The following is a 14,750-nucleotide window of genomic DNA, read 5'->3' as shown; positions in this document are numbered from 1 at the left end:
GATAGCTCCGCTATCGAGACGCTCCGGCGCCTTGCGATGCACCGCACCAGACGCCGCGCCCTGACCGACCCTGATCCACCAGACACCCCCTAGCGCCGGCACCCTCGGGGGCCCGTCGTCGGCGGGCCCCGGTCCGCCCGGAGGGCGTCGCCGGACGCACGCGGCGGCGCCCTCAAGCTCCCTCGAAAGCCCCGCCCCGCCTTCTCACCCCCGCCTTCTCACCCCCGCCCCCTCACCCCCGTCACCGCACGCCCGAGCGCGCATGCGCGGGCCGACGGGGGCGGTCATGATGAGAAGGGGGCGCGCATGTCCGGCGCGTGCGGGGGTACGTCCTCGCGCGGGCCCGGCGACCGGGGAGAAGGAGGCCACGGTGGGCGACGACCAACTGATGCGGACCCTGCTGAGCGGCCACGGCCGCACGTACGCGGCCGAGGCGGGCATCCGCCTGAAGGACACCCCGCAGCCCCTGTACCGGACGCTGGTCCTTGCCAGTCTCCTGAGCGCGCGGATCCGGGCCTCCGTCGCCGTGGCGACCGCCCGGGCCCTGTACGACGCGGGCCTGCGCGATCCTCGGCGCATGGCCCGGGCGACCTGGCAGCAGCGCGTGGACGCGCTGGGCGCGGGCGGCTACCGGCGTTACGACGAACGCACCGCCACCCAACTCGGCGACGGCGCGGAGCTGTTGCTCGATAAGTGGGGCGGCGACCTGCGGCGCCTGCGTGAGCGGGCCGACGGCGACGCGGACGCGCTGCGCGCGCTGCTGCGCGAGACCCCGGGTCTCGGTCCGATGGGCGCCGACATCTTCCTGCGCGAAGTCCAGGACATCTGGTCCGAATTCGCCCCCTTCCTCGACGCGAAGACCCTGCAAGGAGCCGAACGGCTCGGGCTGCCGAAGGACCCGGCCGCCCTGCTCCGGCTCGCCGGCGACACCCCGCGCGCCGAACTCGCCGCCGCTCTGGTCCGCGCCGCACTCGATCGCACGGTGGTGGAGGACTGCCTGGCGAAGGCCGCCTGAAGCGAGGCCCCGGCTTTTCCGAGGCGCCCGGCCGGAACTCCCGGCCGGGCTTCGCGCGTTGTGGGGAGAGCGAGTACACCTACACGGGGAAGCGGGACGAGAATGACCTACGAGCGACCACTGGCCGAGCCGGGACCCGACGTGCAAGGGCCCACACCGGCGGAGAAGGCCGGGCGGGAGGCGGTGCGCGAGCAGGCCCAGGGGATGGGGCACCACGAGGCGGTCGCGGCGTTCCGCCGGCTCGCCGCGGCCAAGGACAGCAGCCCCTCGGAGGACGAGGCGGACGGCGGCGCGGCCGACGCGGACGACGGCGGCCGCCGCCTCGCGGAACTGGAGGAGTGGGAGCGCATCGTGGCGCAGCTGTCCGTGCACGCGGGAACCTACGACGCCGAGTCCGATCCGTACGTCCAGGGCGAACGCGCGGCGCACTGAGCGCCGCGCCGCCCTCCGCCCGTTGCGCCTGCGTCGGCTTCGCCGCCTCGCTCAGCCCTTCGTCAGCGCCCTGAGCGCGATGTTGAGTTCGAGCACGTTGACGCGGGGCTCGCCCAGGAAGCCGAGCGTGCGGCCCTCGGTGTGCTCCGCGACCAGCCGCTCGACCCGCCCCACATCGAGCCGGTTGCGCTCGGCTACGCGGTGGATCTGAAGCTCGGCGTACGCGGGGGAGATGTCCGGGTCGAGGCCGGAGGCGGAGGACGTGACGGCGTCGGCCGGCACGTCCTGGGGCCTGACGGTGAAGGTGGCCGTGGTGTTGTCCTTGACGACGGCCGCCTTGGCGTCCTTGATCTGCTGGACGAGCTCGGGGCTGTCGGCGGCCTTGTTGGTGGCGCCGGAGACGAGCAGCGAGTACCGCTGGTTGACGGTGTTGGCGCCGAGCCCACCCGACGGACGCGGCTGGAACCACCTGAGGTCGGGCCTTGCCGCCTCGCCCGGGTCGTCGGGGTTCTTCCTGGGCAGGTCGTAACTCTGCCCGATGAGGGACGAGCCCACCACCCGGCCGCTGGTGTCCTTGATCTCGGAGCCGTTGGCCCGGTCGCTGAACGCGGCCTGCGCGATGCCGGTGACGGCGAGCGGATAGAGCACCCCGCACAGGACCGTCAGGACCACGAGGGCCCGCAGGCCCGCGCCGATCAGCCGTGCGGTGTTTGCGACAGAACTGTTCATAGCCGATCAGCCGATTCCGGGGATGAGGGTGATGATCATGTCGATGAGCTTGATGCCGACGAACGGGGCGATGAGGCCGCCGATTCCATAGATCGAGAGGTTGCGGCGGAGCATCTTGTCGGCGCTGGTCGGTTGGTAGCGCACCCCCCGCAGGGCCAGCGGTACGAGGGCGATGATGATCAGCGCGTTGAAGATGACGGCGGACAGGATCGCCGACTCGGGGGAGTGCAGGCCCATGATGTTGAGCTTGTCCAGGCCCGGGTAGACCACGGCGAACATGGCCGGGATGATCGCGAAGTACTTCGCCACGTCGTTGGCGATCGAGAACGTGGTGAGCGCGCCCCGGGTGATCAGCAACTGCTTGCCGATCTCCACGATTTCGATGAGCTTGGTGGGGTTGGAGTCCAGGTCCACCATGTTCCCGGCCTCCTTGGCGGCCGAGGTGCCGGTGTTCATCGCCACGCCGACGTCCGCCTGGGCCAGGGCCGGGGCGTCGTTGGTGCCGTCGCCCGTCATCGCGACGAGTCTGCCGCCGGCCTGCTCCCGCTTGATGAGGGCCATCTTGTCCTCGGGGGTGGCCTCGGCGAGGAAGTCGTCGACGCCGGCCTCCTCGGCGATGGCGCGGGCGGTGAGCGGGTTGTCGCCGGTGATCATGACGGTTCTGATGCCCATGCGGCGCAGTTCGTCGAAGCGTTCGCGCATGCCCTCCTTGACCACGTCCTTGAGGTGGATGACTCCGAGAACGCGCGCGCCCCTGGCGTCCTCCACGGCCACGAGCAGCGGAGTGCCGCCCGCCTCGGAGATGGCGTCCGCAAGAAGGCCGGCGTCCTCGGCGACCTGGCCGCCCCGCTCCTTGACCCAGGCCATGACCGAACCGGCCGCGCCCTTGCGGGTCTTCCTGCCGTCCACATCGACGCCCGACATGCGCGTCTGCGCGGTGAAGGCGATCCACTCGGCGTGCTGGAGCTCGCCCTGGTGGCGTTCGCGCAGACCGTACCTCTCCTTCGCCAGGACCACGACCGAGCGGCCCTCGGGGGTCTCGTCCGCGAGCGAGGACAGCTGGGCGGCGTCCGCGAGTTCGGCTTCGGTCGCGCCCTCGACGGGCACGAACCGCGCGGCCTGGCGATTGCCGAGGGTGATGGTGCCGGTCTTGTCGAGCAGCAGCGTCGACACGTCGCCCGCCGCTTCGACCGCGCGGCCGGACATGGCAAGGACGTTGCGCTGCACCAGCCGGTCCATGCCCGCGATGCCGATCGCCGAAAGGAGCGCGCCGATCGTGGTCGGGATCAGACAGACCAGGAGCGCGGTCAGCACGATCATCGACTGCTCGGCGCCCGCGTAGACGGCGAACGGCTGAAGCGTGACCACGGCCAGCAGGAAGACGATGGTCAGGGACGCGAGCAGGATGTTGAGGGCGATCTCGTTGGGGGTCTTCTGCCGCGCGGCGCCCTCCACGAGCGCGATCATGCGGTCGATGAAGGTCTCGCCCGGCTTCGTCGTGATCTTGATGACGACGCGGTCCGAGAGGACCTTCGTGCCGCCCGTCACCGCGCTGCGGTCGCCGCCCGACTCCCGTATGACGGGCGCCGATTCACCGGTGATGGCCGATTCGTCGACCGAGGCGACGCCTTCGACGACGTCTCCGTCCCCGGGGATGACGTCCCCGGCCTCGCAGACCACCAGGTCCCCGACGCGCAGCTCCGTCCCCGGGACGCGCTCCTCGTCGGCACCGGTCAGACGGCGGGCGACGGTGTCGGTCTTGGCCCTGCGCAGGGTGTCGGCCTGCGCCTTGCCACGCCCCTCGGCCACCGCCTCTGCGAGGTTGGCGAAGACCGTCGTCAGCCACAGCCAGATGGTGATCGCCCAGCCGAACCAGTCCGTGGGGTCCTTGAGGGCCAGCGCCGTCGTGACGAGGGAACCGATGAGGACCACGAACATGACGGGCGACTTGACCATGACGCGGGGATCGAGCTTGCGCACCGCGTCGGGCAGGGAGGTCCACAGGGCGCGGGCGTCGAACTGGCCCCCGCCGACGCGCCCGGCCGGGCCCTGACCTGCCGGCGTGTCCTCGTGCGGGGCGCGGGTGGGGGTGGGGGTGATGGTGCTCATGAGGCGAGCCCTTCGGCAAGCGGCCCCAGCGCGAGGGCGGGGAAGTAGGTGAGACCGGTGATGATGACGATCGTGCCGGCCAACAGGCCGGTGTAGAGCGGCTTGTCGGTGCGCAGCGTGCCCACCGTGGCGGGGACCGGCTGCTGTTCGGCGAGCGAACCGGCCAGGGCGAGGACGAAGACCATCGGCAGGAACCGGCCGAGCAGCATCGCGAGGCCGATGGTGGTGTTGAACCACTGCGTGTCCGCGTTCAGACCGGCGAAGGCGGACCCGTTGTTGTTGGCGCCCGACGAGTACGCGTACAGGATCTCGGAGAAGCCGTGCGCGCCGGAGTTCGCCATGGAGTGGCCCGGGGTGGGCAGCGCCATCGCGGCCGCCGTGAAGCACAGCACGAGGGCCGGGGTCACCAGGATGTAGCAGGCGGCCAGCTTGATCTGCCGCGTACCGATCTTCTTGCCCAGGTACTCGGGGGTGCGGCCGACCATGAGACCCGCGATGAACACCGCGATGATCGCCATGATCAGCATGCCGTAGAGCCCGGAGCCGACACCGCCCGGCGCGATCTCGCCGAGCTGCATGCCCAGCATGGTGATGCCGCCGCCGAACCCCGTGAAGGAGGAGTGGAAGGAGTCGACCGCGCCGGTGGAGGTCAGCGTGGTGGACACGGCGAACAAGGAGGAGGCGCCGATGCCGAAGCGGGTCTCCTTGCCCTCCATCGCGCCGCCCGCCGCCTGCGGGGCCGGGCCGTGGTGGGCGAACTCCGTCCACATCATCAGGCCGACGAAGACGACCCAGATCGCGGCCATCGTCGCCAGGATCGCGTAGCCCTGGCGGACGCTGTCCACCATGCGGCCGAAGGTGCGGGTGAGGGAGAAGGGGATGACGAGGATCAGGAAGATCTCGAAGAGGTTCGTGAACGGGGTGGGGTTCTCGAAGGGGTGGGCGGCGTTGGCGTTGAAGTAGCCGCCGCCGTTGGTGCCCAGTTCCTTGATGACCTCCTGCGAGGCCACGGCCCCGCCGTTCCACTGCTGGGGGCCGTGCCCGTCCATGAACTGGCCCACCGCGTGGATGCCGGCGAAGTTCTGGATGACGCCGCACGCCACCAGGACCAGCGCGCCGAGCACGGACATCGGCAGCAGAACGCGGACGGTGCCGCGCACCAGGTCCGCCCAGAAGTTGCCGAGCTCGCCGGTCCGCGAGCGGGCGAAGCCCCGTACGAGCGCCACGGCCACGGCCATGCCCACGGCCGCCGAGACGAAGTTCTGCACCGCGAGGCCGCCGGTCTGCACGACGTGGCCCATGGCCTGCTCGCCGTAGTAGGACTGCCAGTTCGTGTTGGAGACGAAGGAGGCGGCCGTGTTGAACGCCTGGTCGGGGTCGATCGACACGAAGCCGAGCGAGCCCGGCAGGCTGCCCTGCACCCGCTGGAGCAGATAGAGGAAGAGAACGCTCACCGCCGAGAAGGCGAGGACCGAGCGCAGATAGGCGGACCAGCGCATCTCGGCCGCCGGGTTGGCGCCGATGGCCCGGTAGAGCCACCTCTCCGCCCGGTAGTGCTTCTGGGAGGAGTAGACCCGGGCCATGTAGTCGCCGAGCGGGCGGTAGGCCAGTGCGAGCGCGGCGATCAGCGCGAGGAGCTGGAGCACACCAGCGAGTTCGGGGCTCATGTCGGTGCTCAGAACCTCTCCGGGTACACGAGGGCGAGGACGAGGTAACCGAGCAGCGCGACGGCCACCACGAGGCCGACGATGTTCTCGACGCTCACAGCTTGGTCACCCCCCGCGCGATGAGGGCCACCAGTGCGAAGACCGCGATCGTGGTGGCGACGAAGGCCAGATCGGCCATCGTGAGCTCCTGGATGAAGTGATGAGATGGAATCGGCCGTGTGGCCGAAGCCGAGCAAACCCCGCGCTCAGCCGGGCGTTAAGTCCCGTTGATGCCCTCCATACGGACCCGTGGGCACTCTTGATGCCGCCCTGACGTGAAGGGGCCCGCATGGGGAGCCCTGGAGTGCCAATGCCACCTGGGGATGCGGTGGAGTCCGGCGCCGTGCTGGGCCGGGGATCCGCACGGTGCGGCGGGGTGCGGCTGCTTTGGCGTATACGCGGACGGCGTCCGGGATCGGACGCGGAGATGGCGCCGCGCATCTGCGGCGAGCGCCCGGCGCGCCGCGCCGACGAACTCGGGGACGGCTCTCGCAGCTCATCGATGACCTACGGACACCGGTAGGAGGCCTACGTGACCGAGCAGGCCAGCGCCCTCACCGACCGGGCCGGCAGCAGCGATGCGTGAGCTGTCCGGCGTCGACCTCGCCCGGGTCGCTCTGCATGGGCCCGCGCCGACGAGCCCGTACACCTCGTCACGCGCACCGCCGTCAACCTGCGAAACCTCTCCCACTGGCTCGGCACCGACCAGCTGTGGATGGTCAACGAATACGGCGGCGAGCGGATCGTCGCCAACGTGCCGTGGCCCGGGGCCTCCCCGATGCCGGCCGGCATCGTCAAGACGACTGCGGCCGACTTCACCGGAGACGGCCGCGCCGACCTCGTCGGAGTGGAGGCCGCCACGGGCAAACTGTGGCCCTACCCCGGCAAGGGCAACGGCACCTTCGGCGATCGGGTCCGGCCCCGTCGGGCTCGGCGACCGCACGCCGATCGGCGTCGGCTGGTGAGGCCGGACCCGACGCACTGACACCGCGCGGACACCCGAGCCGGGCCGGCTCCCCGGCCCGGCTCATTACGCCGCTGGAGCGGTCCGTGTTAAGGACACGTCAGGATCGGCCCCCGTCATCGGCCCGCGTCCCGGCCCGGGCGATCAGAATGCGTACGCTGGCTCGGCCGTCGTGTCGATGGCCGAAAACCATCCCGTACGACAGGAGCCCCCCACGATGGCCACTCCGGCCCCCGCCTCGCGCCTGCGCGCGTGGATGCTGGAAGGCTTGACCGACCTGCCCAGGCAGCAGTCCGCGCCGGACACCGAGCACCCGGGGCGGCCCTGGTGGCGCGTCATGTGCCTGACCGGTCTCGACTACTTCTCCACCCTGGGCTATCAGCCGGGCATCGCGGCGCTCGCCGCCGGACTGCTCTCGCCGCTGGCGACGATCGTCCTGGTGCTCCTCACGCTGTTCGGCGCGCTGCCGGTGTACCGGCGGGTGGCCGAGGAGAGCCCGCACGGCGAGGGGTCGATCGCGATGCTGGAGCGGCTTCTGTCGTTCTGGAAGGGCAAGCTGTTCGTGCTGACCCTGCTCGGGTTCGCGGCGACCGACTTCCTGATCACCATCACCCTCTCGGCCGCCGACGCCACCGCGCACCTGGTGGAGAACCCGCACCTCACCGGTGTCCTCAGCGGCCACCAGGTCCTGATCACGCTGATCCTTATCGCGCTGCTCGGAGCGGTCTTCCTCAAGGGGTTCAGCGAGGCCATCGGGGTCGCCGTCGTCCTCGTCCTCACCTACCTCGCGCTCAATGTCGTCGTCATCGCGGACGGCATCGTCGAGGTGGTGTCGCAGCCCCACGTCGTCACCGACTGGACGCACGCGCTGACCGCCGAGCACAGCAACCCGTTCATGATGGTCGCCATCGCGCTCGTCGTCTTTCCCAAGCTCGCGCTCGGCATGTCCGGTTTCGAGACGGGCGTCGCGGTCATGCCGCACGTCCAGGGCGAGGAGGGCGACGCGCCGGACCGGCCGGCCGGGCGGATCCGGGGCACGAAGAAGCTCCTGACGACCGCCGCCGTGATCATGAGCGTCTTCCTGATCACCAGCAGCTTCATCACGACCCTGCTGATCCCGGCCGACGAGTTCAAGCCGGGCGGCGCGGCCAACGGGCGCGCCCTGGCGTACCTCGCCCACCAACACCTCGGCACCGCTTTCGGCACGGTCTACGACATCTCCACGATCCTGATCCTGTGGTTCGCGGGCTCCTCGGCCATGGCAGGCCTGCTGAACCTGATGCCGCGCTATCTGCCCCGGTACGGCATGGCCCCGCACTGGGCGCGCGCCCTGCGCCCGATGGTCATCGTGTTCACTCTGATCGCGTTTTTGGTTACCTGGCTGTTCGACGCCGACGTCGACAAGCAGGGTGGCGCGTACGCCACGGGTGTGCTCGTCCTGATCACCTCGGCCGCCGTCGCCGTGACCATCGCGGCGCGCCGGGCCGGCCAGCGCGGCTGGACCATCGGCTTCGGCGTCATCGCGGCCGTGCTCGTCTACACCACCGCCGTCAACGTGGCGGAGCGGCCGGACGGTGTGAAGATCGGTGCCTGCTTCATCGCCGGGATCATGGCCCTTTCCCTTCTGTCGCGCCTGGCCCGCGTCTTCGAACTGCGCGTCACCGACGTGGAGTTGGACGATGAGGCCCGGCGCCTGGTCCATGACGCCTCGCAAGGCACGATCCGTTTCATCGCCAATGAGCCCGACAGCCGGGACGAGGCCGAGTACCGGGACAAGGTCGAGCAGATCCGCGCCGACAACGACATCCCGCCCGGCGACGACGTCCTGTTCGTCGAGGTCACCGTCCTGGACGCGTCGGAGTTCGAATCCGGTCTGCGGGTACGCGGCGAGGTGCTGCACGGCCGCTACCGCGTCCTGACTCTGGAGAGCTCCAGCATCCCCAACGCGCTCGCCGCCCTCCTGCTGCACGTACGGGACGAGACGGGCCAGCGGCCGCACATCTACTTCGAGTGGACCGAGGGCAACCCGATGGCCAACTTCCTGCGCTTCTTCCTCTTCGGCCAGGGCGAGGTCGCACCCGTCACCCGCGAGGTCATCCGCGAGGCCGAACCCGACCGCGCCCGCCGCCCGCACGTCCACGCCGGCTGACCCGCGTCCCGGCGGCAGCCGCGCGGTCAGCGCCCGCCGGTGGCGCGTCATGATCGCCACCTACTAAGCGCCGATGTCACGGGCGCGGAAGTCGGCCGGCGTCTCTCGGCGGACGAGCAGCCGCGCCGTCCCGCCGCCGACCGCGACGACGGGCGGGCGGCCGACCAGGTTGTAACCGGAGGCCATCGCGAACTGGTAGGCCCCCGCCACCGGTACGGCGAGCAGGTCGCCCGGGCGCAGGTCGCCGGGGAGCGCCACGTCGGCGGCGAGGATGTCACCCGCCTCGCAGTGGCGGCCGACCACCGTGGCCGCGGCGGGCTCGGCGGTGGAGCGGCGGCCGACCAGACGTGGCGCGTAGCGCGCCCCGTACAGGGCGGGCCTCGGGTTGTCGCTCATGCCGCCGTCGACGGCGACGAACACCCGGCCCGCCGTGCGCTTCAGGGCGAGGACCCGGTAGAGCGCGACCCCCGCGGGACCGGCGACCGCGCGGCCCGGCTCGATGGCGAGCCGGGGCACGGTCAGGCCCGCCGCCGCGCAGCTCTCCACGAGCTCGGCGCGCAGCGCGCGGGCCAGCTCCGCGAGGTCGAGCGCGGGCTCTCCCGGCCGGTAGGCGATGCCGTGGCCGCCGCCCATGTCCAGTTCGGGCAGGACCACGCCGTGGGCGTCGCGGATCCGGGCCATCAGGCCCACCATGCGCCGCACCGCCGTCAGATACGGCTTCACCTCGGTGATCTGGGAGCCGATGTGGCAGTGCAGACCGACGAGTTCGAGCTCGGGCCTGCCGAGGATCCGGGCGATGGCGTGCGAGGCGGAGCCGTCGGTGAGGGACAGGCCGAACTTCTGGTCCTCCGTACCCGTACGGATCTTCTCGTGACCGCCGGCCGCGACGCCCGGCACCACCCGCACCAGCACCTTCTGGGAGCCGCTTGGCCCCACGGCGGCCGCGAGGCGGGCGATCTCGCCGGGGCTGTCGATGACGATCCGGCCCACCCCGAGCCGCAGCGCGGCCTCCATGTCGTGCGGTGACTTCGCGTTGCCGTGCAGGACGACGCGGTCCGCGGGGAAGCCCTCGGCGACGGCGAGTTCGAGCTCGCCCGCCGAGCACACGTCGAGTCCCAGGCCCTCCTCCCTCACCCAGCGGACCATGGCCCGGGACAGGAACGCCTTCGCGGCGTACAGGACGTCGGCGTCGGGGAAGGCGTCCCGGTAGGCGCGGCAGCGTCCGCGTACCTCGCCCTCGTCCAGGACGTAGACCGGGGTGTCGAAACGCTCCGCGATCGCGGTCAGCGCCACTCCACCGACCGAGAGGGCGCCGTGCGGCAGCGGGGCCGTGGAGGCCGGCCAGATGGACAGATCGTCCGCGGCGGCGGGGGCCGCGGGAAGAACGGCGATGGTCATGGTGTCCCTTCAGACGATGACGCGGAACGCGGGCCGGACAGTCGCGGGGCGCCCGGGACGGGCGCGGCCCAGGAGGCCGACAGCGCGGGACCCACGGTCACAGGGCCGGAGCCGAGCGGCGCGCACGGCTGCTTACGCGGGGAAGCGAGGACGCGGATATGCGGGTACGCAGGTACGCGGGCAACCGGGCCAAGGCCTGGCCGTCGCCGGGGTCCGGGGCCGCCCTCGCGGTCCCGATGGGCCCGACGGCCGCCCGCGTACCGAGCGCCGTACGCGACGGCCCGGTCACCGCTTCCGTGCCGCCTGCGGCCGGACGGGCGCGAACAGGAGCCTGGCCGGGGCCCGTTCGCCGGGCTCCGGACTATCGCGCTCCGGATCATCGTCGTACGGGAACAGACACACAGGGCTCTCCCTGAAAACCGTGGATCGGGGGCGATGGTGAGCCCCGGACGCGGGGAGGTGGTCCGGGGCGTGGCACCGAAGCTATCCCCGTCCGGGCACGGTTGGGGTGACTCCCTGACGGTGCCTTGACGAAAAGCGGTGGAGTCCATACACGCCACTGACGGGCCGCGCCCTGGGGCGTACGAGAGACGTATGGGCGGGCCGTGGCGGCGTCAGAGGAGCGTCAGCGAGCCGCCAAGTGCCGTGCGCGCGCCGTTACATGGGCCCGTGGGGCCACGAAGGCGCGAGGGCGGAGGAACGGGTGCGAAGACGAGTGGTGACGGGTACGTGCGGCTCCCTCGGAAGTCTGACGGCGCTGCACCGGGCGGCCGCCGAGGCACGCGCGCGGGACGCGGAACTGTGGGTCATCCTGGCCTGGCGGGCGCCGCTCGGGCCGGAGTCGAGGGCGTGCGGCGGCGGCCTGCCCCTGCTGGTGGGCTGCCGTGACGCGGCGGTCGAACGGCTGCGGGAGGTCCTTGGCACCGCCTTCGGCGAAGGCCCGCCGGACGTGACCCTGGCGGGGCTCGCGGTCCGGGCCACACCGGGCGCGGCTCTCGTGGACACCGTGTGCGGCCCCGACGATCTCCTCGTCGTCGGCACGGGCTCCCGCGCGCCCCTGACGCGCGCGTTGCGCCCCTCGGTGTCGCGCTACTGCCTGGCCCACGCCCCCTGCCCGGTCCTCGCCGTCCCGCCGAGCCCGCTCCAGGCCGACCTGGACGCGATGCACCGCCGCATCGCGTGGCGGCGGCCGCTGGACGCCGGGGACCTGACCCGGTGAGCGCCGTGCCAGCGCGACGCCCTGCCGCGAACCCGGCCTGGGGGCCGACCGCCCGGACGGCGGCCGTACCCGCCGCCGTGTTCGAGGCCCTGCTCCTCGGCGTCGACGCGACGGCCGGCTACGTCGACGGGGGCGCGCCTTGCTGTGACGGCGCCCGGCCCGGTGCTCCTGGCCGCCCTGTGGCCGACCCGCGTCCACGCGCCGCCCCCGGCCTCCTCCAGACCGGGGCCCGCTCCACCACCGCCACGTCCGCACGGACCGCCTCACCTCGGTGACCTGGTGCCGCACGGGTCCGGCGGGTGAGCCTCGGGCGGCTCGGGGGCGCCCGTCAGCGCGGACGGATCGAGTAAAGCCTTCGGCCGGGCGAATCACCGCGGCGTCCGCGCTCCGCCCTCAGCGGCCGCGCATTTCGGCCGTGCGTGTCAAGGTCGGTACGGGGTAACTGCCCCGGGCAGCTGGTGCTGTACATGTTCCGGCGCATTCGTCCCGGCGAATTCCGACGCGAGCCCAAGCGGCAGAATGAGGCATTGCGATGAGGCCACTCAAGGTTTTGCGGTCCCACGGCGGTCACCTGGGCGCGGTAATGGGTTTTGCGGGGTACGCGGCCGGATGGACCGCCTTGCATCGCCGCAGTGGCCGCCCTCTGCCCGAACCGGACCCTTGGGATCTTCTGCTCACGGCCGCCGCCACGTTCCGGCTCAGTCGCCTCATCGGCAAGGCCACGGTGACCCGCCCGCTGCGCGCCCCGTTCACCCGTGTGGACGGTGACGGCGCGCCCGCCGAGCTCAACGAGACCCCGCGTGAGGAGTCCGGTCGCCACACCGTGGGGGAATTGCTCAGTTGTCCGTTCTGCCTGAGCGTATGGATCGTCGCCACGTTCACCGGCGCCAGGACGGTCTGGCCCGAGGCCACCCGCACGGCGACAGGAGCGCTGACCGCGCTGGCCGTGTCGGACGTCCTCCAGCTCGGCTACACGGCGCTGACCGAACACGCCGAACACTGACCGGTTCGGCCCCCGCCAGTCGCTCAGTCGCTCAGTTGCTCAATCGCGCAATCGCCCAATTGGCGGCCCGGCTCGCCGCACCGGCTGGTGCGGTCCCGAAGAAATCCAGCCGAGTCGAAGAAAAGATGCGGCCCTGTCGCGCCAAACGGACATGAGCCGATTGGCGCCTCGTGTTCCGTCACCTTCCGTAGTAGATCTGTGAGACGCGCGTAAGGACGCCCGCCATGGGTGCTGAGCGCGACCGATCTATGTCTTCGGCGGAGGGAAGCATTCATGGTGTTGTCCGCGGATCCTGTCGCACCTGTCCCCGCGTCGAAGCGGTCGCGGGGACAAGTCGTGGTCTCCTGGCTGACCACGACGGATCACAAGAAGATCGGTCATCTGTATCTGATCGCGTCGTTCGGGTTCTTCGTCATCGGTGGCGTATTGGCCCTGTTGCTGCGGGCGGAACTGGCCAGGCCCGGCTTGCAGATCATGTCCACCGAGCAGTACAACCAGGTCTTCACGCTGCACGGCACGATCATGCTGCTGTTCTTCGCGACCCCGACGTTCGCCGGGTTCGCCAACGCGATCATGCCGTTGCAGATCGGCGCACCCGATGTGGCGTTTCCGCGACTGAACATGCTCGCGTTCTGGCTGTTCCTTTTCGGCGGACTGATCGTGCTGGGCAGCCTGTTCACGACCGAGGGAACGGCCGATTTCGGCTGGACGGCCTACACGCCGCTCAGCGGCGGCACCCGCACGCCGTACGTCGGCGGCGATATGTGGATCATGGGCTTGGCGCTGTCCGGGTTCGGAACGATCCTCGGCTCGGTCAACTTCGTGACCACGATCGTCTGCATGCGCATGCCCGGCCTGACCATGTTCCGGATGCCGATCTTCACCTGGAACATCCTGCTGACCTCGGTACTTGTGCTGTTCGCCTTCCCGGTCCTCGCGGCGGCGCTGCTGGTCCTGGAGGCCGACCGGCGCTTCGGCGCCCAGGTGTTCAACCCGGAGAACGGCGGGGCCATCCTGTGGCAGCACCTGTTCTGGTTCTTCGGGCACCCCGAGGTCTACATCATCGCGTTGCCGTTCTTCGGGATCATCACGGAGATCATCCCGGTCTTCGCGCGCAAGCCGATCTTCGGTTATGCCGGACTGATCGGTGCCACGATCTCCATCGCCGGCCTCTCCGTGACCGTGTGGGCCCACCACATGTTCGCCACCGGGGCGGTACTGCTGCCGTTCTTCTCCTTCATGACGTTCCTGATCGCGGTGCCGACCGGGGTGAAGTTCTTCAACTGGATCGGCACGATGTGGAGCGGTTCGCTGTCCTTCGAGACCCCGATGCTCTGGTCGATCGGCTTCCTCGTCACCTTCCTGTTCGGCGGCCTCACCGGAGTCATCCTGGCCTCACCGCCGTTGGACTTCCATGTCACCGACTCCTACTTCGTCGTGGCGCACTTCCACTACGTGGTCTTCGGAACGGTCGTGTTCGCCACGTTCGCGGGGTTCTACTTCTGGTGGCCGAAGTTCACCGGCAAGCTGCTCGACGAACGCCTCGGGAAGATCCACTTCTGGACGCTGTTCGTCGGGTTCCACGCCACGTTCCTCGTCCAGCACTGGCTGGGCGCCGAAGGCATGCCGCGCCGGTACGCCGACTACCTCGCCGCCGACGGATTCACCGCCCTCAACACCATCTCCTCCATCGGCGCCTTCCTCCTCGGCGCTTCCACCCTGCCGTTCTTCTACAACGTATGGAAGACGGCCAAGTACGCGCCCCGCGTCACGCTCGACGATCCCTGGGGCTTCGGGCGCTCCCTGGAATGGGCCACCTCCTGCCCGCCTCCCCGGCACAACTTCGTGACACTGCCCCGCGTACGCTCCGAATCACCCGCCTTCGACCTCCACCACCCGGCGATCGCGGCACTGGACGCGGCGAACAACCACCGGCGCGACATCGTCGACGACGACGAGGCGGTCACTTCTCGGGGACTCAACTCCGGGCCCAGCCAGGACCAGGCCAAGTAGGCGGCGGCCACCG

General features: G+C 70.7%; 12 protein-coding genes. 7 read left to right on the top strand and 5 right to left on the bottom strand.

The annotated features are described in order from the left end of the window. Nucleotides 1-388 precede the first annotated feature (388 nt). Both ACFYM2_RS31410 and ACFYM2_RS31405 read left to right on the top strand, forming a co-directional pair. A complete protein-coding gene (locus ACFYM2_RS31410) occupies nt 389-1,015 on the top strand; it encodes an endonuclease (protein WP_359002912.1) in 627 nt (208 codons plus the stop codon). A gap of 102 nt (nt 1,016-1,117) precedes the next feature. Further along, nucleotides 1,118-1,447, top strand: a complete 330-nt coding sequence (locus ACFYM2_RS31405; protein ID WP_388840924.1) for a hypothetical protein — start codon at nt 1,118-1,120, stop codon at nt 1,445-1,447. Nucleotides 1,448-1,498: 51 nt separating this feature from the next. Here the strand turns inward: ACFYM2_RS31405 and ACFYM2_RS31400 are convergent, their stop codons facing one another. Genes ACFYM2_RS31400 through kdpF form a run of 4 tightly spaced genes read right to left on the bottom strand, consistent with a single transcriptional unit; the run spans nt 1,499 to nt 6,050 of the window. Further along, nucleotides 1,499-2,176, bottom strand: a complete 678-nt coding sequence (locus tag ACFYM2_RS31400; RefSeq protein ID WP_359002819.1) for a potassium-transporting ATPase subunit C — start codon at nt 2,174-2,176, stop codon at nt 1,499-1,501. A 6-nt stretch (nt 2,177-2,182) separates the two neighbouring features. Continuing rightward, complete coding sequence (gene kdpB, locus ACFYM2_RS31395; protein ID WP_388840921.1) at nt 2,183-4,285, bottom strand: potassium-transporting ATPase subunit KdpB; 2,103 nt, start codon at nt 4,283-4,285, stop codon at nt 2,183-2,185. Then, nucleotides 4,282-5,952: a potassium-transporting ATPase subunit KdpA gene (gene kdpA, locus ACFYM2_RS31390; protein ID WP_388840918.1), complete on the bottom strand. Its 1,671-nt coding sequence runs from the start codon at nt 5,950-5,952 to the stop codon at nt 4,282-4,284. The genes kdpB and kdpA overlap by 4 nt, the downstream gene beginning before the upstream one ends. Before the next feature lie 8 nt (nt 5,953-5,960). Beyond that, entirely contained in the window at nt 5,961-6,050 is a 90-nt protein-coding gene (gene kdpF / locus ACFYM2_RS31385; RefSeq protein WP_350233201.1) for a K(+)-transporting ATPase subunit F, read from the bottom strand. 656 nt (nt 6,051-6,706) lie between these two features. On the opposite strand from kdpF, the gene ACFYM2_RS31380 reads away from it, so the two are divergent. After that, entirely contained in the window at nt 6,707-6,976 is a 270-nt protein-coding gene (locus tag ACFYM2_RS31380) for a hypothetical protein (protein ID WP_388840915.1), read from the top strand. 196 nt (nt 6,977-7,172) lie between these two features. Continuing rightward, the gene (locus ACFYM2_RS31375) at nt 7,173-9,104 is read left to right on the top strand and encodes an amino acid transporter (RefSeq protein ID WP_359002815.1); all 1,932 of its coding nucleotides are present in this window, start codon (nt 7,173-7,175) and stop codon (nt 9,102-9,104) included. A 63-nt stretch (nt 9,105-9,167) separates the two neighbouring features. Here ACFYM2_RS31375 and lysA read toward each other — a convergent pair whose 3' ends face one another. Then, entirely contained in the window at nt 9,168-10,502 is a 1,335-nt protein-coding gene (gene lysA / locus ACFYM2_RS31370) for a diaminopimelate decarboxylase (protein ID WP_388840912.1), read from the bottom strand. A 703-nt stretch (nt 10,503-11,205) separates the two neighbouring features. On the opposite strand from lysA, the gene ACFYM2_RS31365 reads away from it, so the two are divergent. The 3 genes from ACFYM2_RS31365 to ctaD all read left to right on the top strand — a co-directional run bounded on the left by ACFYM2_RS31365 (nt 11,206) and on the right by ctaD (nt 14,737). Further along, entirely contained in the window at nt 11,206-11,721 is a 516-nt protein-coding gene (locus ACFYM2_RS31365; RefSeq protein ID WP_388840909.1) for a universal stress protein, read from the top strand. Between the two features lie 619 nt (nt 11,722-12,340). Further along, the gene (locus tag ACFYM2_RS31360) at nt 12,341-12,724 is read left to right on the top strand and encodes a DUF1360 domain-containing protein (RefSeq protein WP_388460383.1); all 384 of its coding nucleotides are present in this window, start codon (nt 12,341-12,343) and stop codon (nt 12,722-12,724) included. Nucleotides 12,725-12,997: 273 nt separating this feature from the next. Beyond that, nucleotides 12,998-14,737 (top strand): cytochrome c oxidase subunit I, encoded by a 1,740-nt coding sequence (ctaD, locus tag ACFYM2_RS31355; protein ID WP_388460385.1) that lies wholly within the window; start codon nt 12,998-13,000, stop codon nt 14,735-14,737. Nucleotides 14,738-14,750: the final 13 nt, after the last annotated feature.

The sequence above is a fragment of the Streptomyces sp. NPDC006711 genome, assembly GCF_042869775.1.
Lineage (GTDB): Bacteria > Actinomycetota > Actinomycetes > Streptomycetales > Streptomycetaceae > Streptomyces.
Note: the sequence above shows the minus strand (reverse complement) of the source record. Positions and strands in the feature narration are given on the sequence as shown.

Bases quoted from the DNA above. Each gene is read 5' to 3' on its own strand.
- kdpA (WP_388840918.1), bottom strand. From the start codon at position 5,952: ATGAGCCCCGAACTCGCTGGTGTGCTCCAGCTCCTCGCGCTGATCGCC.
- ACFYM2_RS31375 (WP_359002815.1), top strand. From the start codon at position 7,173: ATGGCCACTCCGGCCCCCGCCTCGCGCCTGCGCGCGTGGATGCTGGAA.
- ACFYM2_RS31410 (WP_359002912.1), top strand. From the start codon at position 389: ATGCGGACCCTGCTGAGCGGCCACGGCCGCACGTACGCGGCCGAGGCG.
- ctaD (WP_388460385.1), top strand. From the start codon at position 12,998: ATGGTGTTGTCCGCGGATCCTGTCGCACCTGTCCCCGCGTCGAAGCGG.
- kdpB (WP_388840921.1), bottom strand. From the start codon at position 4,285: ATGAGCACCATCACCCCCACCCCCACCCGCGCCCCGCACGAGGACACG.
- ACFYM2_RS31400 (WP_359002819.1), bottom strand. From the start codon at position 2,176: ATGAACAGTTCTGTCGCAAACACCGCACGGCTGATCGGCGCGGGCCTG.
- ACFYM2_RS31380 (WP_388840915.1), top strand. From the start codon at position 6,707: ATGGTCAACGAATACGGCGGCGAGCGGATCGTCGCCAACGTGCCGTGG.
- ACFYM2_RS31405 (WP_388840924.1), top strand. From the start codon at position 1,118: ATGACCTACGAGCGACCACTGGCCGAGCCGGGACCCGACGTGCAAGGG.
- lysA (WP_388840912.1), bottom strand. From the start codon at position 10,502: ATGACCATCGCCGTTCTTCCCGCGGCCCCCGCCGCCGCGGACGATCTG.